At 51.5% G+C, this 22,872-nt stretch carries 16 protein-coding genes and 1 riboswitch; of the genes, 6 read left to right on the top strand and 10 right to left on the bottom strand.

Annotation, left to right across the window (positions count from 1 at the left end; translation table 11 throughout):
* Positions 1 to 35 precede the first annotated feature (35 nt).
* Positions 36 to 1,049 carry an AmmeMemoRadiSam system radical SAM enzyme gene (amrS, locus tag DPF_RS08215; RefSeq protein ID WP_069858948.1) on the bottom strand — a complete coding sequence of 338 codons (1,014 nt, stop codon included), beginning with the start codon at positions 1,047 to 1,049 and terminating at the stop codon, positions 36 to 38.
* Positions 1,050 to 1,250: 201 nt separating this feature from the next.
* Positions 1,251 to 3,269, bottom strand: coding sequence for a fibronectin type III domain-containing protein (locus tag DPF_RS08210; protein ID WP_176724209.1), 2,019 nt, complete (start codon positions 3,267 to 3,269; stop codon positions 1,251 to 1,253).
* A gap of 64 nt (positions 3,270 to 3,333) precedes the next feature.
* A riboswitch (cyclic di-GMP riboswitch) is annotated at positions 3,334 to 3,418 on the bottom strand.
* A 734-nt stretch (positions 3,419 to 4,152) separates the two neighbouring features.
* Here DPF_RS08210 and DPF_RS08205 point away from each other — a divergent pair.
* Positions 4,153 to 5,541, top strand: coding sequence for a sigma-54-dependent transcriptional regulator (locus DPF_RS08205; protein ID WP_069858944.1), 1,389 nt, complete (start codon positions 4,153 to 4,155; stop codon positions 5,539 to 5,541).
* Between the two features lie 14 nt (positions 5,542 to 5,555).
* Here DPF_RS08205 and DPF_RS08200 read toward each other — a convergent pair whose 3' ends face one another.
* The 5 genes from DPF_RS08200 to DPF_RS08180 all read right to left on the bottom strand — a co-directional run bounded on the left by DPF_RS08200 (position 5,556) and on the right by DPF_RS08180 (position 11,701).
* A complete protein-coding gene (locus tag DPF_RS08200) occupies positions 5,556 to 6,869 on the bottom strand; it encodes an XrtA/PEP-CTERM system-associated ATPase (RefSeq protein WP_069858942.1) in 1,314 nt (437 codons plus the stop codon).
* Positions 6,870 to 6,884: 15 nt separating this feature from the next.
* The gene (locus DPF_RS08195) at positions 6,885 to 7,673 is read right to left on the bottom strand and encodes a polysaccharide biosynthesis tyrosine autokinase (protein ID WP_069858940.1); all 789 of its coding nucleotides are present in this window, start codon (positions 7,671 to 7,673) and stop codon (positions 6,885 to 6,887) included.
* 212 nt (positions 7,674 to 7,885) lie between these two features.
* A complete protein-coding gene (locus DPF_RS08190) occupies positions 7,886 to 9,586 on the bottom strand; it encodes a GumC family protein (protein ID WP_141721095.1) in 1,701 nt (566 codons plus the stop codon).
* 51 nt (positions 9,587 to 9,637) lie between these two features.
* Positions 9,638 to 10,486 (bottom strand): hypothetical protein, encoded by an 849-nt coding sequence (locus DPF_RS08185; RefSeq protein ID WP_141721094.1) that lies wholly within the window; start codon positions 10,484 to 10,486, stop codon positions 9,638 to 9,640.
* A 648-nt stretch (positions 10,487 to 11,134) separates the two neighbouring features.
* On the bottom strand, positions 11,135 to 11,701 hold the full coding sequence (locus tag DPF_RS08180; protein ID WP_069858934.1) for a polysaccharide biosynthesis/export family protein: 567 nt from the start codon (positions 11,699 to 11,701) through the stop codon (positions 11,135 to 11,137).
* A gap of 462 nt (positions 11,702 to 12,163) precedes the next feature.
* Between DPF_RS08180 and DPF_RS08175 the strand changes: the two genes are divergently transcribed.
* Positions 12,164 to 13,618 carry a sigma-54-dependent transcriptional regulator gene (locus DPF_RS08175; RefSeq protein WP_069858932.1) on the top strand — a complete coding sequence of 485 codons (1,455 nt, stop codon included), beginning with the start codon at positions 12,164 to 12,166 and terminating at the stop codon, positions 13,616 to 13,618.
* Between the two features lie 187 nt (positions 13,619 to 13,805).
* Here DPF_RS08175 and DPF_RS08170 read toward each other — a convergent pair whose 3' ends face one another.
* On the bottom strand, positions 13,806 to 14,891 hold the full coding sequence (locus DPF_RS08170) for a VOC family protein (RefSeq protein WP_069858930.1): 1,086 nt from the start codon (positions 14,889 to 14,891) through the stop codon (positions 13,806 to 13,808).
* Positions 14,892 to 14,909: 18 nt separating this feature from the next.
* The gene (locus DPF_RS08165) at positions 14,910 to 17,858 is read right to left on the bottom strand and encodes an NAD-glutamate dehydrogenase domain-containing protein (protein ID WP_069858928.1); all 2,949 of its coding nucleotides are present in this window, start codon (positions 17,856 to 17,858) and stop codon (positions 14,910 to 14,912) included.
* A gap of 322 nt (positions 17,859 to 18,180) precedes the next feature.
* On the opposite strand from DPF_RS08165, the gene DPF_RS08155 reads away from it, so the two are divergent.
* The 4 genes from DPF_RS08155 to DPF_RS08140 all read left to right on the top strand — a co-directional run bounded on the left by DPF_RS08155 (position 18,181) and on the right by DPF_RS08140 (position 22,032).
* Positions 18,181 to 19,425 (top strand): sensor domain-containing diguanylate cyclase, encoded by a 1,245-nt coding sequence (locus DPF_RS08155; protein ID WP_069858923.1) that lies wholly within the window; start codon positions 18,181 to 18,183, stop codon positions 19,423 to 19,425.
* Between the two features lie 70 nt (positions 19,426 to 19,495).
* Positions 19,496 to 20,182 (top strand): hypothetical protein, encoded by a 687-nt coding sequence (locus tag DPF_RS08150; RefSeq protein ID WP_231702156.1) that lies wholly within the window; start codon positions 19,496 to 19,498, stop codon positions 20,180 to 20,182.
* 24 nt (positions 20,183 to 20,206) lie between these two features.
* A complete protein-coding gene (locus DPF_RS08145; protein ID WP_069858919.1) occupies positions 20,207 to 21,352 on the top strand; it encodes a DEAD/DEAH box helicase in 1,146 nt (381 codons plus the stop codon).
* A 191-nt stretch (positions 21,353 to 21,543) separates the two neighbouring features.
* Entirely contained in the window at positions 21,544 to 22,032 is a 489-nt protein-coding gene (locus DPF_RS08140) for a YajQ family cyclic di-GMP-binding protein (protein ID WP_069858917.1), read from the top strand.
* Between the two features lie 104 nt (positions 22,033 to 22,136).
* On the opposite strand, the gene DPF_RS08135 is transcribed toward DPF_RS08140, so the two are convergent.
* The gene (locus DPF_RS08135; RefSeq protein ID WP_069858915.1) at positions 22,137 to 22,550 is read right to left on the bottom strand and encodes an iron-sulfur cluster assembly scaffold protein; all 414 of its coding nucleotides are present in this window, start codon (positions 22,548 to 22,550) and stop codon (positions 22,137 to 22,139) included.
* Between the last annotated feature and the right edge of the window lie 322 nt (positions 22,551 to 22,872).

The raw sequence follows: 22,872 nt of genomic DNA, 5'->3' as shown, positions 1-22,872 counted from the left end.
CATCCCTGGCCCATGCATCCCGACTGTTTGCCTGATCAGACGAAAATACCGTGCAGTCTGGCATGGCATTGGGGACATCTGCCATGGACAAGCTCATTGGTCCTGATCCCGAAACCGTAACGTTCCACACACAAGGCCCCGCAATCCGGGCAGTACGTGTTTTCATCCCCGGTACCTGGAATATTGCCTTCATAAACATGGGCAAGCCCCCTGGAAAGGCCGATTTGCCGTGCTTTGCGAAGGGTCGTGATGGGTGTTGGAGGAACATCGGTCATCAGATAGGTCGGATGAAACCGGGTCACATGCCAGGGAATATGAGGGTCCACGGAAACAATGAAATCCGCAATGCGTTCCAGTTCCTGGTCGCTGTCGTTATGCCCGGGAATGATTAACGTGGTCACTTCCACCCAGACACCAGCTTCATGCATGGTTCTGACCGTATCCAGAACCGGTTCAAGGCTGGCTTTGCACACGTCTTTGTAAAAAGATTGCGAAAATCCCTTGATGTCGATGTTGATGGCATCAAGATACGGGGCAATATATTCGGCTGCCTCGCGGGTCATGTACCCATTGCTCACAAAAATATTGCCGATGCCGTGTTGGGCAGCCTGTTTGGCCGTGTCGTGGGCAAATTCCATGAACACGGTTGGTTCGTTGTAGGTGTAGGCTATGGATGCACATCCATGGGCCCGAGCCTGGTCTACGATCTCCTGGGGGGTGCGCTTCTGTCCCACGATGGACCCGCCATGTTCCTGGGGAAATTGGGAAATATCCGCATTTTGACAATGGGTACAGTGGAAATTGCATCCCACGGTTCCAATGGAAAAGGTCGTGGAGCCGGGAAGGTAGTGGAAAAGAGGTTTTTTTTCAACAGGATCAACATGTTCGGCAATGATTGTTCCGTAAACCAGGGAAACGAGTTTGCCGTCCCGGTTTTCCCGGACTCCGCACAACCCCCGATGCCTGTTTCGGATAACGCATCGGTGGGCACAGAGACCACAACGGATCGTGTCGGCGTTGTACTGTTCATAGAGCACGGCTTCCTGCATAGGGCGCCTCCTTCAATGGTCACGGGTGGAAGATTGTAACAGCAACCATCCCCACGTTCCAGGCTTTTGCTAAGGGTAGAGTATGAAGGGGCTTTGAGCAACTTTTTTGCATCTCATGGCTTGAAAAGCCGTATAAAAAAACGGGTCCCCTGGGAAACATACCCAAAGGACCCGTTGATCATAACAAGCAGGGATCAATGTCTATTTTTCAAAGACGATATACCCGACATTTTCATCAAGGTGATCCATTTCCGTATCTGCTGACTGTTCTTCCTCAATCATCATTTTCACGGTTTTGGTTGTGAGCTTGTCGTAACGCACACCGGACGGATTGTCGCCATGCATGGTCTGCATGGCAGCCATAAGGGCCGGAGTGCGGTCAAAGGGGGCATCAAAGGTAACGGTGGAAAAGGCGCTGTCAATGGCAGATCCTGTCGTTCCTACCTGGAATGCCTGCTGGTCAATAACGCCAGCGGAAGGCTCCCACGCGATGTAGGAAACGGTTTCCGTGCCATGGTTTTGATCGCTCTTTTCCTGTTCCTGGATGCTTGTTTCAAATCCTGTTGCCGTAATGTTCTGCATCCGTGTGATAACAGCCGCATTGTCGTTCGTTGATGTAATACACGTAAGCACAACGGGTGCGGTTGTCAGGGCTTTGTCAAAGGTAACGGGGACAAATGCGTTGGTGACCCGAACCTGGGTGCTTCCCGCACTGATCATGGTTCCATCGGCAAGCACGTGGGTTCCCTTTTCTGCGACGATATATCCAATGGTTTCGGTCGTGTGAGTGCCATCCAGATAATCCCATTCCTGAACCATGATTTCGCAACCACGTGTTGTGAGGTTTCGGATTCTGATGACCGAAGGGTGATAGCCAGCATAGGATATGCCAGAGGCAATAACAACGGGATCAGTGTAGGTCTTGTCAAATGTGATGGTTGTCCATTCATGATCCACGGAGACCTCACCCAATTCAATATTCATGGCAGTGCCGGGCTCCTGCTGGGAGTCATCCGGATCGGTCGGGGGATCAGAGGGTTCCTGGCCGCCATTGTCAGAGTCCTGAATGGTGGCAGAACCAGCGGTAAAGGCCAGATAGCCGATACATTCGTTGTAATGATCCATTTCGCTGTCTTTGGATTGTTCTTCAACGACTTGGATATCGATTCTGTTGATGGTTTTGTCGGTATATCTCAATGTAGAAGGGTTGCTTCCAGAACAGGTCTGCATCTCGGCTACAAACACGGGAGATGATGTGAATTGGGTGTCCAGATATTGGGTCTGAAACCCATTGCCAAACAATTGATGTGAATTTTTGACCTCAAAGGCAATATCACCGCATTGCCCCTGGGATTCTTCCCAGGCAATGTACATGACGGTTTCCGCAGCATGCACCTGGTCAGCATTTTCTTCTTCCTGCATCTTGTACTGGAATCCCTTGGTGGAAATGTTTTTCATTCTTCCGGCTACACCTGCCTCATCTTCAACCGTGGCAATGCTGGTGACCACCACGGGAACCGTGGAAAATTCAGTGCCGAATTGGACGTTTTCAAAGGAAGTTGTCCGGTTGGTTCTGAAACTGTCGGCCCGAATCATGGTTCCGTCATCAAGGGTATGGAGACCACGTTCCACCACTACAAACCCGATGGTTTCCGTTTTGTGGATACCGTCGAGGTAATCCCATTCCTGAACGCGAATCTGAAATCCCGAGGGGCTGACATTGCGTATGCGGATGACCGAAGGATCGCTTCCCACAAAGCCCATGAGGTTGGCAATGACTATGGGATCGGAAAAGGTCTGGCTCAGTTCCACGGTGGTCCAGTTGTGATCCACGTCCACCTCACCGGTTTCCATGCGTAACCGGCCCTGGGAGACCGGCTCCGGATCAGGTGTCGGGGTATCTGTCGTGGGCACCGTATAGCTGACCTCTTGGGAATAATCACTTTCATTTCCATAGAGGTCATAGGCCGTGGCCGCAAAAAAATAGGTTTCTCCTTCCTGAAGGTCGTCCGTAACGTATCTGGTGATGTTGCCAACATCTTCGATGTATTGATAGTCACGGCTTTTGGTTCCGTAATGAACGCGATAACCATTCAGGTTCTTATCGCTATTGGCGTTCCAGCTAATGGTTACCGCGGTTGCTCGTGCGGGCATTGCATGAACAACAAAAACGGCTAGAAAACAAATCAAGATCAGGCTGGGTGTTCGTTGTAATGGCATGGCTGCCTCCTCCTCATGATGGTTGCACCGGGAGATGCAGCGTGTCATCGTTTGTCTGACCATCCCCGGCAGCCCCACTGCCTTGTTCATGATGAACGTAGGCGGTAGCTTTGCGTCCCATTTTTTCAAATGGTTTGCCTTTGTCTGGGGGAGGCATAAGCAAGCCGTGGTCCAACCGGACCGGTTAGACTTTTTTTGTCGGCTTTTTGTAGGATAATTGACTGTAACCATGAAGGGTTTTTTCATGCGTCCCGCATCGTCCCAATAAGACATCATGGAAAAGTCGGGGGAACTATTACCATAATCGCTTACTAATATGTAAGACAATCGGTAAATCCTTGGTTGCAGCAGCCATGTTCGGCAATCATTGTGAAGAACATATTGAAATGATTTTGTTTTTGATGAAATTCTTGTCTGTATGCCTGTATCCGAAGTATGTTTCAGACGTGCTCAGATAGTGCCGCAGCATGGACTGGATGTTCCCCGCGAGCGTGTTATGGGAAATTCGGGAATAAGCTGGCCGTATCCTCTGTTGTCCCTCGGTCATGAGCTGCATCCAGTGATTTGTGGCATGCTGAGCGAACAGGAAAAAAAGACGCATGCGCCCGATAATTGCATGGATTACAAGAGGGAAAGATGACGTTTTCAATGAGTTTGAAAAATACGCTGTTTCATGGTTTTTTTATGTTTTGCTTGATGTACCAGTCTGCAAGAGCATGATAGCATTTGTCAGCAATCATGGTCGTTAACAACCTGTTGTGCACCGAACACCCGGATGACCATGCCATGGTCTGCCTAGTTTTTGTTCACAGTCATCATATCTGGAAAGGGCAGAAGATGGGTGAGTGGGGGGTGAAACAGGACACATAACGAGTGAGGAGTGATGGGAAGAATTCTAGTCATAGATCCATTACAGCGTCATGAATCCTTTTTGCGTCAGCATGCAGGCAAGGATCATGAACTGGATTATCCGGAATCGGTTGATGCCTGCTTCAAGGCCTTGAAAAACCGAGGCTATGATATTGTTCTCATTTGTTTTGACGAGCAGCATGCTGAGGACCAGAAGATCCTGCAGGAGGTTCAATCCCAGTTGGTCCATACCCCTGTGATCATTTTTGGTACTCACCTGGAGGCAGAAACCATTGTCAATGCCGTGAAGAAAGGTGTCTTTGATTGCATTGTCCTGCCCACCTCGGGTGAAAAAATCAGATTGGTGTTTTCCAGGGCCATTGAGCACCGTCAGCTTCGAGACGAGATTGACTATTTAAGGCATGACCAGGGATTTGTATACGATTTCAATAAGATAATTGCTGAAAGCGCGGTCATGCGCGAGGTGATGGCCACCCTTAAAAAATTTGCCGCAACAGACGCAACCATTCTCATGACCGGGGAAACCGGAACCGGCAAAAGTTTTTTGTCTGGTTTGGTGCATTTCAACAGCGGGCGCCGGACCAAGTCATTCATTACCATCAATTGTGCCAACATCCCGGAAACGTTGCTGGAAAGCGAATTGTTCGGTCATGAACGCGGAGCATTTACCGGAGCTGACAAGGTGCGCGTTGGGCGGCTGGAGCAGGGAAACGGGGGTACAGTTTTTCTGGACGAAATTGGGGAAATGGTTCCCTCGTTGCAAGCCAAGCTGCTTCGTGTGCTTGAGGAGAAAAGTTTTGAACGTCTCGGGGGGAACCGAACCATTGTTTCGGATGTCAGGATCATAGCAGCAACCAACCGTGAGTTGGAAGATTTGATACACCATGGTTCCTTTCGCCAGGACTTGTATTACAGGTTGAATGTTTTGCGCATCCATCTGCCGCCCCTGCGGGAGAGAAAGGATTGTATTGTTCCTCTTGCCCAATACATGCTGGACAAGATAGTGCGCGACTTGAAAAAAAAGATTGTTGGATTTGCTCCTGATGTTCTGGATGCCTTTCTTGCCTATCCCTGGCCCGGGAATCTGCGCCAGTTGAAGAATGTGATCGAACGCGCGGCCATTTTGGAGGATACGGATCATATTCGTATGCAAAATATCGTACTTTCGGAAAAAAATGCCCTTGGGGTCACGAGGATGCAGCACTCCAGTGCCGACGTTAAACAGCAGGAATCTGTCCCCACGCTCAAGGATTTGGAGCGGGAGGTTATTCTTGATGCCCTTGAGCAAAACGGGTGGGTTCAGAAAAAGGCAGCCGAGCGGCTGGGGGTGAGTCCGCGGGCCCTCAATTACAAGATCAAGAAGTTCGGGATCACGCACCGATCATGGCCGAGACATCGGTGATCAAAAGGAAGGTGTCAGCAGGTTCGATACAGAACAATACCGGCAAGGATGATGACAAAAAGGCTGGCACAGCTCATGCTCAGTTTCCAGACAGCGGGTTTGTGAGGTCGGTTGTCGTCTTCAGGGTCGTCGGGAGGTGCCGGGTCATGGTGGGGCAGGCTCACAGGGCTGGGCTTGTCCAGTGATGCCTGTATCACAGGGGTCGGTTGGGTATCCTGTTTTCGGGATGCCTGGATCGTGCGTTTCAGGGCCAGATAGGTTTCCTTGATTCTGGTGTACTGGATTTGAGACGCATCAGCCTTTTCCCGTTCCAGCTTCAATTGTTCCTTGAGGGTGGTTATCAGTTTGTCCTGAAAAGAGGTTGCCCTGTTCTCCAGCTCCTGCATTTGCCATTGCACCTGCAGGGAAAGTTTTTCCACTGTTCGTTCTAGAGTGGCTATGCGCTGCAGCAATGCGCTGGCATCCTGGTCTTTGGCAAGAGAATTCGGGGGGGCTGGTTCGCCAGGGGTGGCAACAGAATTGATCCCTATTCCCTGCTTGTCCGCAGCTACCTGTTCAATGATCGCGGGTTCAATGGAAGTCAGTTCATCGGCAAATCCGTAGACCAGGGCTGCGTCACAAAGAAGATTGATGGCGCGGGGAATGCCCCCGGAAAATTCGTGAATCAGATCAACGGCTTGAGGGGTGAACAGGTTGGGGTTGCCGCCGGCCTTGTCAAGCCTGAAGGCAATGTAGTTGCCCACTTCCTCGCGAGAAAGGGGACCAAGATGATAGTTGACGGCAATGCGCTGGGTCAGTTGGGCTAGTTCGGGACGCTTGATTTTTGCCTTGAGCTCGGGTTGGCCCACAAGCATGATCTGCAAGAGCATGTTGGATTCGCTTTGCAGGTTGGAGAGCATGCGAACCTCTTCAAGGACTTCCATGGAAAGATTTTGGGCCTCATCAATGACAATGACAACCTTGCGGTTTTGTGCGTATTTCTCGATGAGAAAATCATTCAGTATATCAAGATTTTTGGATTTGTCATTCGCTTCATGGGGCAGCTCGAATTCCGACAGAATCATTTCGATGAGCTGATTGCCCGATATCTGGGTGTTGAAAATGACCGCCACTTCCATGTTCATGTCGATTTGACGGAGGATGTGCCGGATAAGGGTGGTCTTGCCCGTTCCAATCTCACCGGTAAGCAGGATGAATCCCAGATTTTCCGAAATGCCATACTGGAGATACGTGAGCGCCAACTGATGTTTTGACGTCATGTACAGACAGTCCGGATTGGGAACGATACTGAAAGGTTTGGCGGTGAGCCCGTAGAAATCCTTATACATGTGCAGTCCCCAAGGCTAGGAAGCCTTGTTCATGACCAGGCCGACAACGTCCTTCCCATTGAGCATTTCCAGGGCCTTTTTGATTTTGTCCTTGGAGGCGTTTCCCTCTTCCACCACAAGAATGATCGCGTCTACGTACGATGAAAAGAGGAGGGCATCGGGGTTGTTCACCAGTGAAGGACAATCGAAAATGACGTACCGGTCGGTATATCTTGTCTTGAGCTCATGCACCAATGAGTTCATTTTCGGCGCGCTGAGCAGTTCCGTGGATTCCCTGCTGCGTTTTCCTGCCGGCAGGACAACGATGTTTTCCATGCCCTCGGGGTGAACCAGAAGGGTGTCCAGTGAGATGTCGTTGATCAGGTAGTCGGTAAGTCCATGGCGTTGATCAAGCCCCAGATAGGTGCTGATGTCCGGATTGCGAAGATCCATATCCACGAGCAGGGAGGTCTGCACGGCATGGCGGGCAATGCTCAATGCCAGGTTGATGGCCGTTGTGGTTTTGCCTTCGCGAGGTATGGAACTGGTGACCATGAGCGCATTCTGATTGCGTCCCCGGGTTCGCGACATGACCTGCGTACGAAGCAGACTATAATAATCCGTGATGTCCGGGTCCTCAATGGCGGTCATGATCCTGAATTTTTCCAGATCACGTGATGACAGGGAATGGATTCGGGTCTTCGTATAGACAATGGGTTTTTGTTGAATGGAAGGGGCCTTGTCCTGGTACGCCGAAGCGTTGAGAAATTCGGATGATGTCTGATTCTGGTGGGCTTTTTCAAGGGCCTTTGCGATTTTGCTCATGGGTATCTCGGGGGTTGAAGGTACGGATCTTGTTCTCAAATGCTGGGCCTGCGCAGCCTGTTTGTGCGACGGTTTGAGGCTTCGGGTTACGAGGTGCTACGGGTGCCAATCGCTTCCTGTCTTCTTTGCAATGCGGCGCGCAGGCGTTGCAGGCGGGCGCAATGTGTACCGGCATGGTGGAAACGGCGATACGAACCTCATACCATCGCCTTCTAGAACATGATATTGAACTTGTGACTCAACTGGATCCAGAGCACATTGAGGGGCCGATAGAACAGGTGGACGACAAGCAGGCCGGCAACAACAGTCAGGATGATTCCCGATGGGATCGCAAACATCTTCATTTTCCTGAACATCTTTTCCCGTGAGGTGGCTATTACGGGAATGACGGCCATGACAGGCTGACCAGCCAGTTCCGCAAGCTCGTGGGCATCATGCACGCTGTGATCAAGGTTTTCCGCCACGGCCACCATGGCCAGTCCCCCTGCAAAGGCCAGGGCGCATCCCAGGAACAGAATCGCCAGCCTGTTGGGGCTTGAAGGCTTTTCCGGAACAAAAGGAGGAGAAATGATGGTCATTTTTTCGGCCATCCGGTCCTCTTCAAGCATGAGAGCCTGTTGGGCGACCATGAGTCGTGCCGAAATGGTCTCGAATTGTTGTTGCGCGTTGGCATAACCCCGCATGAGCGCTTTGTATTCCTGTTCGATCCTGGGGGTGTTTTCCACTCGTTTGGCGTACAGCGCATAATTTTTTTTCAGGTCCCGGAGATCTTTTTTGGTTTCCCTGATATCAATGGCGATTTTCTGAATTTGGTGGGCCGTGTTCAGATACACCGGGTTGTTGGGCCGGAGTTTGGGTGCTTGTGACGGGGTAACGGATTCCTGAGGAAGGGCCAGTTGCTCCTTGAGTGTCTTGATCTTTTTGTTCAGGGCGATCAGATCGGGGTGCAGGCTGGAATACTGTTTTTCCAGGATGACCTTTTGAGCCTGCAATTCCTGCAATTCTGCCTGGAGGTCGGGCCGGTTGTCGTACCCTGTTGAGTCATGCTCCAGGGCGGCAATCTTGTTTTTGAGGATGAGCATATCGGGATGGTTCTCTGAAAGGGTCGCCTTGAGCGCTGTATAACGACGCTTGAGCGTTGCAACATCCGTGTCTGATGCATTGTCAAAGATGTAGGGATCAATGGTTGCCAACTGCCCCTCAAGAAGAGCCTTGTGGTCCGTGATCCGTCGCAGTTCACTCTCCTTGAGTTCGATCTGCTGCGCCAGTCTTTCCATGGTGTTGCGATTACTTTGAATCATTTCGGGCAGTTCAGATGGATGCTTGTTTTTGAAAGCGGCAATGGCTTGTTCCTTTTCCGCTATTTCCATGCGCAGGGATTGCTGTTGCTTGGTTAGAAAGTCCACTGTTGTCTGGGCCTTGGCCTCCCTGTCATGCACGTTGGCTTCGAGAAATATCGAGGTCAGCTTGCTGGTGACCTTGGCAACCGTTTGGGGATCACGCCCAGTGAATCCGATTTCAAAGGCCGTGGTGGCAAGCTGGTCACTTCTCTTGCCCCACTGGGTGGTAATGGGGGTCAACTCGATGCTTTGACGAAGTTTTTCCACCAGTTCCTGATTGGTATGGTTCGCACGAATGTTTTCGTACAATCCATATTGGTCAATGATTTTGGACAGATTGGGAACACTGAGAACACGTTGGGACAGACTGTGCAGTCGTGCTTCAATGAGCCCCGTGATGGTGGACCGGACAAGATCTTCAGGAACCACTTGCGTTTCAATAAGAATGGTTGCCTTTGATGTGTATTTGGGTGGAATGACAAAGGCTATGAAGATGGAAATAATGATGATGCTGCATAGGGGAATGATAAAGTACCACTTTCTTCTTTTAAAAACTTTTTTGAAACTGTGCATGTTATCCTGCATGGCATCACCATTTTTGTATTGAAATTCAGTTGACGTGATTTATTTCTCATACGGAAAGGTCATTGTGTACATGACGTAGACCTTGTTTCTGGTTATGTCGCGATCAGCATCCCTGTCCGTATAGACACCATAACTGTATCCTGCTTTTATGAAGGAATTTTTGATTATTTCATACTGCAAATATGGTTCCATGCCATAATAGGTGTACCTTTCATCGTCATTGTCATCCGTGTCTGTCTGATCAGAGTAGACATAGACGCCTTGAACGCCATACAGCAAACGTTCACTTGCAAGATATTCGGCTGTAAGGTGGACCCGGTCACGATTCAGGTCATACCCGCGTGCCCCGGACGTGACATCCTTTTTGTATCCTCCGGCAACATTCCAGGTTTCTTCCTTCCAGGTCAGATCAAATCCCAGGGTGCCGCTTTCATCAAAAGTGGTCTGGTCGCCCGTGCCAATGAACACATCAAGGCCGCAATGCTCGTTGACCGCGTAGTTCGCTCCGGCAGACACATTGACGGATCGGGTCGTATCACTGTCGTCATTGACCTCGTTTTCATAAAACTGATCTGTGGAGACACTGAACCTGAGTTTGGTTCGTTCCGAAAAGCGGTATTTGCTCAAAAGGGAAAGCTTGTAATGGTCGTAATGATTTTCCCCTTCCTCCTTTTCATAGGAGCGGAGGTCCGCACTGGCAGCAATGCCCATGGTAAACAATTCCGTCAGATCACGTTCAACACTGGCCCCAAAGCTGTGGACCATGCTGTCACTATAGGTGTCATCATGGCTGTATCCCTGGTAGTCGGACCCTTTCACTTTGTAGCTTATGCGTGACCTGGTGCGCTCATCAATATCAAAGGTGAAATAGGGGGATACACCATACATGATGCGGTCCACACTATGAAGATCTTCACCTGTTTCTTCAAAAGAACGTTTTGAATTGGCATCATAAATAAAATTGTTTCTCATTCCGAATGAAAAACGTTCAGAAAAATCATGAAAAAGGTTGAGATCGTATGTCTGGTCAAAACCATCATATTCACTTTCTTTGTTATACCATGAATAATCGAGAATGCCGCTGAAATGAACTTTTGAAGTCATTGTTTCAGCATCATAGACAAGTCCTGAAATGATTGAATGGATGAAATCGTCTTCATCCGTGTATCCAACTTTTGTGTCATACGTTTCTTTTACTCCTATAGAGGGCACAAGTTTATATTTAAGAGCAAATGAAGGATTGGAAAGAAGCTGAATGCCTGCAATAACAAATAGGTAGAGTGCAATTTTATTTTTCATGGCAAAACCTTTTTTTAACGATATTTGCAAATGAATTGCATTGGTCGAATAACTGCCTGTAAAAAAGTATAGATTTTAAGGTTTGAAATATTCTTGTTGTATGTACAGCACATCAATCAGACATGCTTTTTGTGATGCGGTAATTGAATTATTGGTTGTTGTCCTGTTATTTACCGTGTTGCATGGACAAAGGTGTTGTTTGTCCATGCAACACGGTCTGGGCCTCTTCCTGGTGCATCAGGGAACAACCACGGTATCACCGGGTTTGAGAACGATATTGGACTCAAGGTCCTTGCCTTGGATGATTTTTTCATAATCCACGGGAATGGCGGTTTGTTTGCCGTTGACTTCCCTCAGCACGTGGATGTCGTCTCCTTCGGCAAAAGGAGTCAGCCCACCCGAAAGAGCAATGAGCTGCACAACGCTCAAGGGTGTTCCTTCCATGACAAAGGTGCCCTGCTTGTTGACCTTGCCCACAATGTACACCTTGGGACTTTTGATTTCATCCATGACCACGCTCACGGGTGCATCAGGGACGAATTTTTTGATTTTTTCCTGAATCATGTCCCGGACTTCGCTTACCGTGTGGCCGCTGGCCTGGATATCGCCGATAAGGGGAAAGGAGAATTTGCCGTCGGGCATGATCATGACCTTTCTGCTGAGGGTTTCATCCCTCCATACGGAGATATCCAGAACATCTTCGGGACCGAGTACAAAGGTTGGCAGGGTCTGGGCCATGCCGTGCACGGGCAGGCAGAACAGACAAATGAAGAGACTGGCGAGAAGCGGGCGAAGGACGAACATGGTGACAACTCCTTGTGTTCTGAGGGTGAAAGGACATGCATGGTTTTGGACTCTGTTACATCCTGACAGCAACATTGTCATGCAAACGGTACAAGAATGGTCCGGAAAAATTCGCATCGAACCGCGCATAAAAGATGATGCAAACTATAGTAGATAATGTATGTGAGAGCAAGGAACGTACCTGATTTTATCGCATTGATGAGATCGGGTGTTGTCATACCGCATGACATCCTGTTGTGTCGCCGTGTGGAACACCTTGCCACAGATGGTGCACATGTTCTGTAAGTGAATAGAATGGTGCACAAAACAGGTTCAAATGAACGACAAGTCAGATAATCTTGGATGGGTTGTGGTATGTTTTATGCTTTTAAAGAGCATTGTGAAGGCATCCAGGCAGGCGTAGCGTGAAGCACGGCTTCACGGGGCCATCATACCAACCCCTCAACACAACATTGTCGTTATATGCCTCGTTTACTCATTGTGGATGATGATCCTGAATTTTTGAACGCACTCGGTCGCGTATTGACCCACATGGGACAACGTCATGTGGGCACAAGGTCTCTTGCCGAAGGTATAAAGGAGGTCTTTGCCCATCCGTATGATCTTGTTTTGTTGGATGTGATTTTGCCTGATGGCAACGGATTGGAGGCGATCAGACATTTCCAGATGGCACCTTCCTCTCCGGAAGTGGTCATCATTACGGAATATGGTGATGGGGATGGTGCCGAGTTGGCACTGCGCAACGGGGCCTGGGACTATATTGAAAAACCCATTGCCATGACAACGTTGCGGACAATCTTGAAGCGTTCTCTGGAATACAGGAACAAGAAAAAGGAATTTCTCAGTCACAAGACCGTGCGAAGGGACAAGATAATCGGTACGAGCAGACAACTTATTGCTTCGCTGGAACAGCTTGCCAGAGCGGCACGCAGCAAGGGGAACGTGCTCATAACCGGTGAAACAGGAACCGGGAAAGAACTTTTTGCGCGGGCCATTCACGACAACAGCGATCGCAGGGACGGGCGCATGGTTGTTGTTGACTGCACGAATTTGCCCAGGGAACTGCGGGAGTCACTGCTTTTTGGTCATGTCAAGGGCGCTTTTACCGGGGCTCATGAATCGAAAATCGGATTGTTCAAGAATGCCGATGGAGGAACGATTTTTCTCGATGAAGTAGCCGAGCTCGCTTCCCCCCTTCAAAAATCCATGCTTCGGGTGTTGCAGGAAGGGCGATTTCGTCCTGTGGGCGCCAATGTCGAGGTTTCGAGCAGTTTCAGGGTCATAGCCGCAACCAATCAGAACCTGCGGAAAATGGTCGAGGATGGTGTCTTTCGCAAGGATTTGTATTATCGTCTGAACGCCCATAATTTGCATTTGCATCCCTTGCGGGAACGCAAGGAGGACATCCCTGTATTGACCCGGCATTACATGGAAGAGATCTGCAATGAGTACGGCATTGCCCTGAAATCGGTTTCAAGGGAATTGATGCGTGTTCTCTGTCGCTATACCTGGCCGGGAAACGTGCGTGAGCTGGTCAATACGGTGTATGCCTGCATTGATAACGCGTTGAATGAAAAGATAATCTACCCTCACCACCTTCCCCTTGACATTCGGGTGGCCGTGGCCAAGTCTTCCTTTTCCGGTAACGGCGGCCACAGCCCCTTGGAGAAGGAGCTGGATGTGACCGATCCCCAGATCTATATTCCGGAGCTGGAACCGGAAAACCTGCCTACCCTTAAAGAGGTCCGCAACAAAACGATTTCCACCCTTGAAGTTTCCTACCTGAGTGCCCTTGCCAGGGTTTCCTGTGGCAATGTCAGCAAGGCCTGCTCCATTTCAGGACTTTCCAGGGCCCGCCTTTATGAACTGTTCAAGAAGCATGATCTGAATATTCGCCATGGCAGGGCCTTCACCTAGTTGTTTGCCTGAACGTGAACGCGCGGCCCGGGAATACTCTTCCCAAGCCGCGCGTGTTTGCGTGCTTGCCGGGCAGGGACGGAGGCGGTGATACGCCTTTGTCGTTTCTGGAGGCGTCCATGCATGCCTCATCCCCTCCAGAGCGCCACGGTCCCATGCCGGCAAGATCCAAAACGTGTTCAGTCTGTCATTGCTTTTCCGTAGCCTTGGTCAGCATGGTGACATTGCTCTTGGTGAAGAATCCGGTGAAATCGCCGTATCTGTGAATATATTCGTTCACCAGCAACGTGTTGGGTGACATGGCCGAAAAGGTCTGTTTGAGGCCCTGATCCGGTGACCCGACCAGATCCACCAGAAATCCCATGCCGTCCTTTTTGAGTGCCTGGAAGGTTGTTTCAATGTGATCGGTTTCAAAGGCCATGTGGTGAACCCGGGTACCGTAGTTGTGGATATACAGTTCGGTTGGTCCGGAATGGTCTACATCCGTGAATGGCGCAATGCCCGAGGTAAAGACCATGGCAAATTCTCCGAGACGCAGTCGGGCCACGTTGGTGATGGAATTGAGGGATTCGACGTATATGGCGAATTCGAAATCATATTCGGTCATGTCCATGAATTCCAGAATGGCCTTGTCGCGTTCTTCGGCCCTCACCCGGGTGGCGCAATGGTCGAGACGGCCGATATGCGCCAGGTGGGGCAGATCGGGTTTGGCAAAGGAGATGTCTAGGGAACGGGCCTTGGTGCCCATGTAATTGCGTTCTTGGGTGTGCCATTCAATGAATCCCAGGGAATTGCCGGTGTAGGGGGATGGTCGGGATTGGATGAACGAGAAATGCGGGGCCCTGATGATTTCCTCGGTCATGAACTGTTTGCCCCGTTTTTTCTGGATGTCCACGTAGGCGGCAAGATCCTTGGTTCTGAAGACCAGGGTTTCCAGTCTGGTGTTGGGAAGATGCGCTGACTTGGGCCCTTGATTGAAAGGGGCAAACGGATTGACGCCGGGTTTGCCCGACGTGATCAGAAAATCCGCAGATCCCTGTTTTTGGAGCACGGCCACCTTGCGTGCCGTATCCTGGAAGGCAAGGCTGCAATCAAGGCCCGTATAACGAAGCAGTTCCTTGACTGCTGGTTCGAAACGATTCTCCTCGGTGTTGATGATGACGCATTCAAGCCCCCCCACAAGCCCGGAAAGACCGGCCTGACGCCGTTGACGCTTGACCTGGTCCACCTGTTCCAGAAGGCGTTCATCCGTATTGATGTGTTCATGACTCATGCTGCCCTCCATTGTTGGCTAGTTTTCCAGTCCCAGTCGCGTCGTTGTCAGATACCTTTGCCCCCGGGATCTGACGATGTTTAAAATGGTCTCCCGGTCGTCAAGGTTCGAGGAGGCAATGATTTTCTCAATGCGTCGAAGATGTTTGCGTTCCTGCAAATCCGCATGGATCACGTCCAGAATGTTCCTCAGTTTGCTGATCCGCTTGAGCCAGCCCAGGCCTTCGCGGTACACCATGGACGATGCGAACACGGCTCCGAGCAGGGCGAATTGATGCCGGACCGGGATGTCCGAGATGATTCGATCCCGGTATTTTGCAACCAGTACGGGCGGACAATAATCCAGGATGAGTTCACACAGGTCGGGATCTCCGTGAAGATCCGAGACATGCTCGGCCAGAATATCGCTGATCATGTCACCGAGTTCGTTGATCTCGCGTGAAGCGGCAAAGGAGATTTCGGTCATGGGGGTCTTGCCCCCGGAATATCGGAATTCCCTGGTCAGCATCCTGGCTTCGGACCGGGCCCGGTGTTCAAGGATGGTCAAAACCTGGGCTATGTACTCCTTTTTGATGGCAAGAAATTCATCGGCCGAAAGAATGAGTCCTGCCAGAACTTCATACGACGAACAGATCACGCCGGTTTTGTTGGCCGACGAGCCGTGCAGGAAGATGACTCCGGCTTCCTGGAGGTGGTCCCGGGCTTCCCGAGAGATGAAAATATTCGCTCCTTCAACAATGGCCTTGGCCGAGGGGGTACCGTCAGGAAGCAGGAATTGTCCCCAGTTTTTGGCGTTGATGGTGTCGGGTCGGCCGCCTGCCGGAATGAACACCTCGGCTTGGGCCGTATTGTGCAGATTGTTGCGGATCTTGGCGCCCTCGGGAGTTGAGGCGTCCACAACCAGGCCTTCGGGAGAGTGGAGTTTGTGTGGGGAGAAGGCATTGCATCGTTCTCCCTGATCAAGCAGCCGCTTGAGTTCTTCATGATCAAGTCCCTCAGGATCAAAGATGGCCCCGTGGCCGTCCGTCATGGCCACGATGCGTACTGTTTCTGGATACTTAGCAAGGAGGATACGCAGGCAGTTTCCGGCCACGTCCCCGGCAGGTCCGCCCGTCATCTTGACTCTGAAAACATCCTTGGACGGATCTATTCCCAGGGTTTTCAGAATCTCTTCCATGAAAACGATTACTCCGAGACTGGTGACACCGTATTCTTTGTGGTTGATCCCGGCACCCGGTTTGGAGCTCATGAACGCCCGGGCCCATGGATAGCCGCGCTTTTCAGCCCTTTCCACGATCCAGTCGATGTGTCGGGGGAGAATGTTCTCGTCGGGGCCGAGATAGATGATTTCATGGTGTCCCAGATAGTCGACCACGTTGTCAGGTGAGGTGAGCTCCCTGGTAGAAATGATCATGTCCAGGAGGGTGTTGGTCATGCTCTTGACCGCCAGATCCACGGAACCGTTGGGGGCCAGGAGCAGTACCGCCTTGGATCCGCCCTCGGGAATGTCCTTGTTTTTGAGCTGCTGGGAACTGGCCAGGGCGGTTGCCTCGTCGAACAGGCGTGCGTTCTCCAGTTCGAAATGTTCCTTGTTTCGGGTACGCACAACCCTGACCCCACCCCGGGCCATGTCCCGGTATCTGACATGGAATCCATGAAAGCGGGGGCCGATAAAAAAGAATATGCCGTAGGGAAGTTCCCCCTCGAACAGGTCCTTGAGCATGGCCGGGTCCAGGCGAAAACCCAGACCAAACCTGTTTGTCACGTAATAGTTGGTCTTGAGAACGTGATCCATGAACTGCAGGATGCATTGGAGGATGGACTGCTCCAGATCCTGGGGAATGGTATCAAGGATCTGGGTGGCCGATGCCCGGGCGGTTTGGACCCGGTCGTTTCTGCGGGTTTCCTGGGGATCGAATCTGGCTTCAAAATAGTCCACCAGCGCCCGGGTTGCTTCCGGATGCTTGAGAACGGTTTGGCGAATACGGTTCAACGTATAGGCATATTTGTCCTTGCGGTGCAAAAACTGATGCACGAACAGGCAGGACGCCTGAATGAGTGCGACCTGTGCCAGGGTACACCCGTGATCGTCGGCAAAGCGTTCCAGGTCGCCCGGCTGCAGCCATTTGATCCATGCAAGCTCCTGTTTGAGTATGGCCGAGCAATGTCCCGTGGAAGCCGGTTCGCCATTGGCACAGCTCACATACAGACTGACGATGCCCACGTTGCCTTCCTGGCCGAGATCGAAAAGATCCGCATAGGCCCGGTGAATGCGGACATCGGCTCGGTTGAGGATTTTGATCACTTCAAGGAGCATGCCGTCCTGCATGGGCTCGGTCATGGCAATAGTGATACGGTCCTGGTTGTTGGGCAGGGGTTCCATGGTGACGTGAACCCGTTCCGTGCCCCTTATCTGGCGGATGATCTCGTAATGCCTGGCAGCCCGTTGGGGGTCGAACTTTTCGATGTAGTCCAGGGAGGCGCAGGTCAGGAACGAGGAAAATGAATCTTCTTCGCTGGCAGGCACCAGGGAAAGTTCCTTGAGCTTGGCCAGGGCCTTATGCATGCTTGGATCATCCGGGTCGGCCAGTTTTTGGGGGGCCTGATGAAAGGTGCACAGGGTGATGGCCTTGTCGGCACTGGTATAAATGCGCGCTGTCTGCAGGTTGGTTCCTTTCAATCCCTCAAGGATGTCCACCATATCCTTGGTGGCTGTTCCCGGGTTGATGTAGGTCACCCTGGTCTTGCAGGGACTTCGTAAGGTCAGTGTTCTGTTCATGGTTGTCACCTGTCCGGACACAATGCCGTGCAGATGGGTCAGAACTTCTTCCCGGGTATGGCTCTTGAAGTAGTAGGGGTGCATGTTGGCATAGAACCATGGTGTTATTTGGTCTGCTTCGTGAGCCATGGTCTGCTTCAGGGTTTCCAGAGTCGATTGGGTTACTGAGGTATGAACGGAATCGGGCATGGAGAACTCCTTGGAAAAATATTGGATAATGGACTCATGCCGTATTTATGCATGGCATGTGCAGGAAGGTCAAACTCGGGTGCAGGTCAGGCAGATATATGGGCAATGTCAGAGTGATGGCAACGGTGTCCTTCAGGCGACCTTCCTCTTTCCGCAAAAACGCGATGCAGAAAGCCTCGGCCGAGAATGGTTTTTCCTGCGTGGAGGGTTCCGGAGAGGGCAGAGGGGGCAGATTGACCTTGCCTGATGATACTTGTAGAAAATGGGTTTGAGACAGGTTGCATCGGGCAACGACAAGTACCAAGCGTGAATCCGGGACAAGATGATCACATATTTTCAAGCATGCATGGTGTCCAGGCGGATTGTCCTCGTTGCTCTCATCTGGTCCTGTTTTATTGGAGCTTCGTTTCTGTTCAGCTATCACAGTGCCAGGAAGGTGGAGTTCCGGCTGGCGTTGCAAACGGCCCGGAGCTTTTTTGATCAGATCCTGATCACAAGACGGTGGAACGCTCTGCATAACGGCGTCTATGTGCCCGTGACCGAGTCTACCCGCCCCAACATATATCTTGAAGATCCTCATCGTGATCTGCACTTCAATGCGACCTTGACGTTGACCAAGCTCAATCCTGCATTCATGACCAGAGAGATTTCCACCTTGTCCGAGCAGGAAAAATGGGTTCGCTTCCATATTACCAGCCTGAATCCGTTACGGCCCGAAAATCGGCCGACCCCTTTGGAGCGGGAGGGCCTTGTGCTGTTTGATAACGGAACCCGGGAGATCGGTCGGGTCATGGTGCAAGACGGCCATCGTTCTTTTTTTTACATGGGGGCGCTGCGTACGGAAAAGTCCTGTTTGTCCTGTCATGCCAAGCAGGGCTATGCGCAGGGAGATATACGCGGTGGCATCAGTGTGACCCTGCCCTTTGTCCCGAAGATTTCCCTTGTTGCCTTGCAGATAGGGCATGTGAGCATCTGGCTGGTCGGTTTGCTCGGTATTGTTTTACTGGGTGGCCGGCTGGAACATGCCTATGCATCCATCAAACAGCAGTCTCATACAGATGGCCTGACCGGCATATCCAACCGCCGCAGTTTAATGGAACGGCTGCAAAACGAATGCGATCGCAGTCAAAGGGAGCAGACTCCCCTTACGGTGATCATGGGAGACGTGGATCATTTCAAATGGTACAATGATTCCTATGGGCACCGGGAAGGTGACGAGTGTCTCAAAAAGGTTGCCCATGCGTTTCAGCAGAGTCTTGATCGCCCGGGAGATTTTTGTGCACGTTATGGTGGTGAAGAATTTGTTGCCATCCTTGCCAATACCTCGCTTCAGGGAGGCTGTTTTGTGGCCGAAAAAATCCGGAACAACATTCTCGGCCTGGAAATACCCCATGAAAAACTCAAGGGGGGCGTGGTCACCATGAGTCTTGGTGTAGCAACATCCTATCCCGACAAACACGCTCTTTCCGATGAGCAGCTCGTCAGCATGGCCGATCAGGCCCTCTACATGGCCAAGGAAAAGGGACGAAATCGAGTGGAAGCCTATGTGCCCGGAACAAGCGAATAATGAGCATGCAACCCGTCTGGGGTCGTGCTATGGATGGTGCAGACGCTGCAAGCAGGTACACACTCTTCCCATGGGCCATGCCCGCGACCTGTGCCGGGGATTGATGCTCGAGCTGGAGCAAACAAAACGGATTGACTGGCATGTTCCCCCAAAGCAGGCTGACCCGAGGCTGACAACAGATTATCTGTTTGGTCCGGCCCGGGGGCAGATGTTCGGGGTCATGGAATATGTGGATGATCGGGGACAGGTTGGTTGTGCCAAGGCTTTTTCCGGTCAATACAATGGCATATGGCATGTGGACGGCTGGGTTGGTCCCCTTGTGGATACCAGTGAAATGGACCGGATCAGCAGACCGGTGGAACGCACCATCAAGGAACTTGGCAGGACCATTGCCGGGCTTTCGGATGATGACCCCTTGCGCAGGGATCTGGTGAACAAGCGTCGGGCCCTTTCAAAAGGCCTGATGAAAAAGATTCATGGATTGTATACGGTTTCCAATTTTCGCGGAGAAACGCGGTTGATGGCGGATGTTTTTGAGGGGCCTGGAGGCATGCCCACGGGCACCGGAGATTGTTGTGCCCCAAAATTGCTCAACCATGCCGTGCACAATCAATGGATTCCCTTGGGTATTGCCGAATTTTATTGGGGACTTGAAAACCGTTCGGGCAGCAAGAAGCATGGAAGGTTCTACCCGGCATGCACGGAAAAATGTCAACCCATTTTGGGGTTCATGCTGTGCGGCCTTGCCGACAAATGATCAGTTGCACAAAAAGGAAACATGATGACATTCGAACAATTGGGACTTGCCCCAGAACTGGTCAAGGGGCTTGCGGACGAGCGTATCACCACGCCCACGCCCATCCAGGAACGATCCATTCCGGTTCTTTTGCAGAAAAAGGACGTTTATGTCTGCTCGGCCACAGGTACGGGCAAGACCCTGGCCTACCTGCTGCCACTCTTTCAGAACATTGATATCCGGCAAAAGAGCGTGCAGGCCATGGTTATCGCTCCCACCCACGAACTGGCCATGCAGATTTTCAGGCAGGCCAAGAAACTGGCTGAATCTTCCGGCATGGGGGTTCGCACCCTGGCCCTCATTGGCGGGGTTGCTGTCAAACGCCAGATTGAAGGGCTCAAGCACAAGCCGCATCTCATTGTGGGGTCGACCGGAAGGATACTCCATCTGATGGATTTGAAAAAGATCAATGGGCATACCATAACTACGGTTGTGGTGGATGAGGTGGACAGGTTGCTGGGTGGCGACACAACCGAAAAGGTCCGGGATCTCATAGCCCGCACATCACGGTCCAGACGACTTGTGTACGTGTCCGCTACGGTGCAGCCGGTAAGTCTGCGGGAAGTGAAGGTGTTGGCGCCTGAAGTGATCGAGATCCATGTGCATGCCAACCAGGTCAGTTCGACCATCAGCCATCAGTATCTTGTATGCGAGGAACGGGAAAAGGGTGATGTTTTGCGAAAGCTCATGCATGCCCTTCATCCCCATCGGGCCATTGCCTTTGTGCATAGAAACAGAACCGCAGAAATCATTGCCGACAGGCTGCGTTATCACAAGCTTCCTGTGGCCGACATTCACGGAGCTCACGACAAGCTCAGTCGTCAAAAGGGCATTGAGGATTTGCAAAAGGGCAGGGTTCGCCTGCTGTTGGCCTCGGATGTGGCAGCACGGGGATTGGATATCCGGGATGTGACCCACATTTTCAATGTGGATATTCCGTCGAGCAGCAAGGATTACCTGCACCGTGTGGGCAGAACCGGCCGTGCCGGGGCCCAGGGCTGTGCCTTGTCCCTGGTTACCCCCCAGGAGGTCCGGATTGTCCAACGGTTCAGAAAAGAACTGGGCATCGAGATCAGTCCTGTCCGGTTGTTCCGGGGAGCCGTGGAAGTCTGTACCAGCGATGAAGGGTAAGGTGTTCGGCAGGTTGCGGTTATGAGGCTGCGCGCTGCCTGATCGAGTGTGCCCCCTGATGGCATTGGCAGGGTTGTTTCACAGCCCGGGAGCCAATCAACAGGCCAGGCAGGGCCTGGTGCTGATCAGGGTTGACGTTAGATGTAAGGATATAATTGCAGAATATTGCTATCTATAGGGAGGAAACAGACATGCCGTCTTTTGATATTGTCAGCCAGGTGGATTTGCAGGAAGTGGACAATGCCATCAACAACGTGAAGAAAGAAATCGATTCCCGGTATGATTTTCGGGGCGTGACCACGGAAATCACCTTTAATCGCAAGGACAAGCGGATCAGCATCCTCACCGGGGATGAGATGAAGATCAAGGCGTTGCGGGACATGCTCAGTGCCCATTGTGTGCGGCGCAAGATTGACCCACGGATCATGGATTTCAGCGAACCTGAAGGAACGTCCAAGGGGCAGCTCAAGCAGCAGGTCCGCCTGAAGGAAGGTATTGACAAGGAAACGGCCAAGAAACTGGTCAAGTTGATCAAGGGAGCCAAACTCAAGGTCCAGGCCGCCATTCAGGACAATCAGGTCCGGGTGACCGGCAAAAAGATCGATGATTTGCAGGCCGTGATCAGTCTGGTCAGGGAAGGGGGCTTTGAGCAGCCGTTTCAGTTCGTGAACATGAAATAGTTTTCAGGGCCTTGGGGGCTCACAGGACGCAACAGCACACGCACAAGGGGCCAAAACACCATGTTTTGGCCCCTTGTGCGTGGAAGCAGCAGAGAGATGCTTCCTTATTTCAGACGTGCGGCCTGCTTGTGCTCCACATCAGCCAGCGCCAGGTAGAGGGCACCCACAGCCAGCTCGGCGCAGTGAAAATGGTCTTTGGGCAGGGTTTCAAGATAGTTGCATACGGTTTCCGGGTGGATATCCCACGCCTCTTCCAGGCGTCTGCCCTCGCTGAGGATGGCAACCGTATTGGCCGTGGCACGGGTATGCAGGCACCCGTCAATCTCAAAGGTTACCTGGCTGATGCGGTCGTTGTCCATGAGCAGGAACAATTCGATGGTATCCCCGCACTGTCCGGTCTGCCTGCCGTACCCGTCGGGGTTTTCAATGCGTTTGCTCCGTTCGTAACTGAAGGCCATCTTGATATAATTGTCAGAATGATCTTGCCAGAAATGCATGGGTTTTCGGGTGTCGCTCATGATACTCCCCTGGTAGGCATATGTTTGTATTCTTCTTTGCCTTACGGAAGGGAAGCCTGTACTCCTTGTGGCCAGTGCGGGCAATAGGAAGTGTTTGCTTCAAATCCCGGGTCGGGGCCAATGGGTGTTCCGTGTTGTGTGCATGAAACAGGGATGCTGGTTGTCATGATTTCGAGGCTCGGGCGATCAGGTCATGGTCTGTCTTCACAAGAAATATGGGGGAATACGCGTGGTGGGAAAGGTGTTGTTTTGTGGTGAGTGCTTGCCTTTGTGCGAATACTTGGGCATAGATGTAAACTCTTTGTATACGCGGTTCATGCCG

Origin of the sequence: Desulfoplanes formicivorans, from assembly GCF_001748225.1 — a bacterium.
GTDB classification, from domain to species: domain Bacteria; phylum Desulfobacterota; class Desulfovibrionia; order Desulfovibrionales; family Desulfomicrobiaceae; genus Desulfoplanes; species Desulfoplanes formicivorans.
This window is presented reverse-complemented; position numbering and strand designations above follow the sequence as displayed.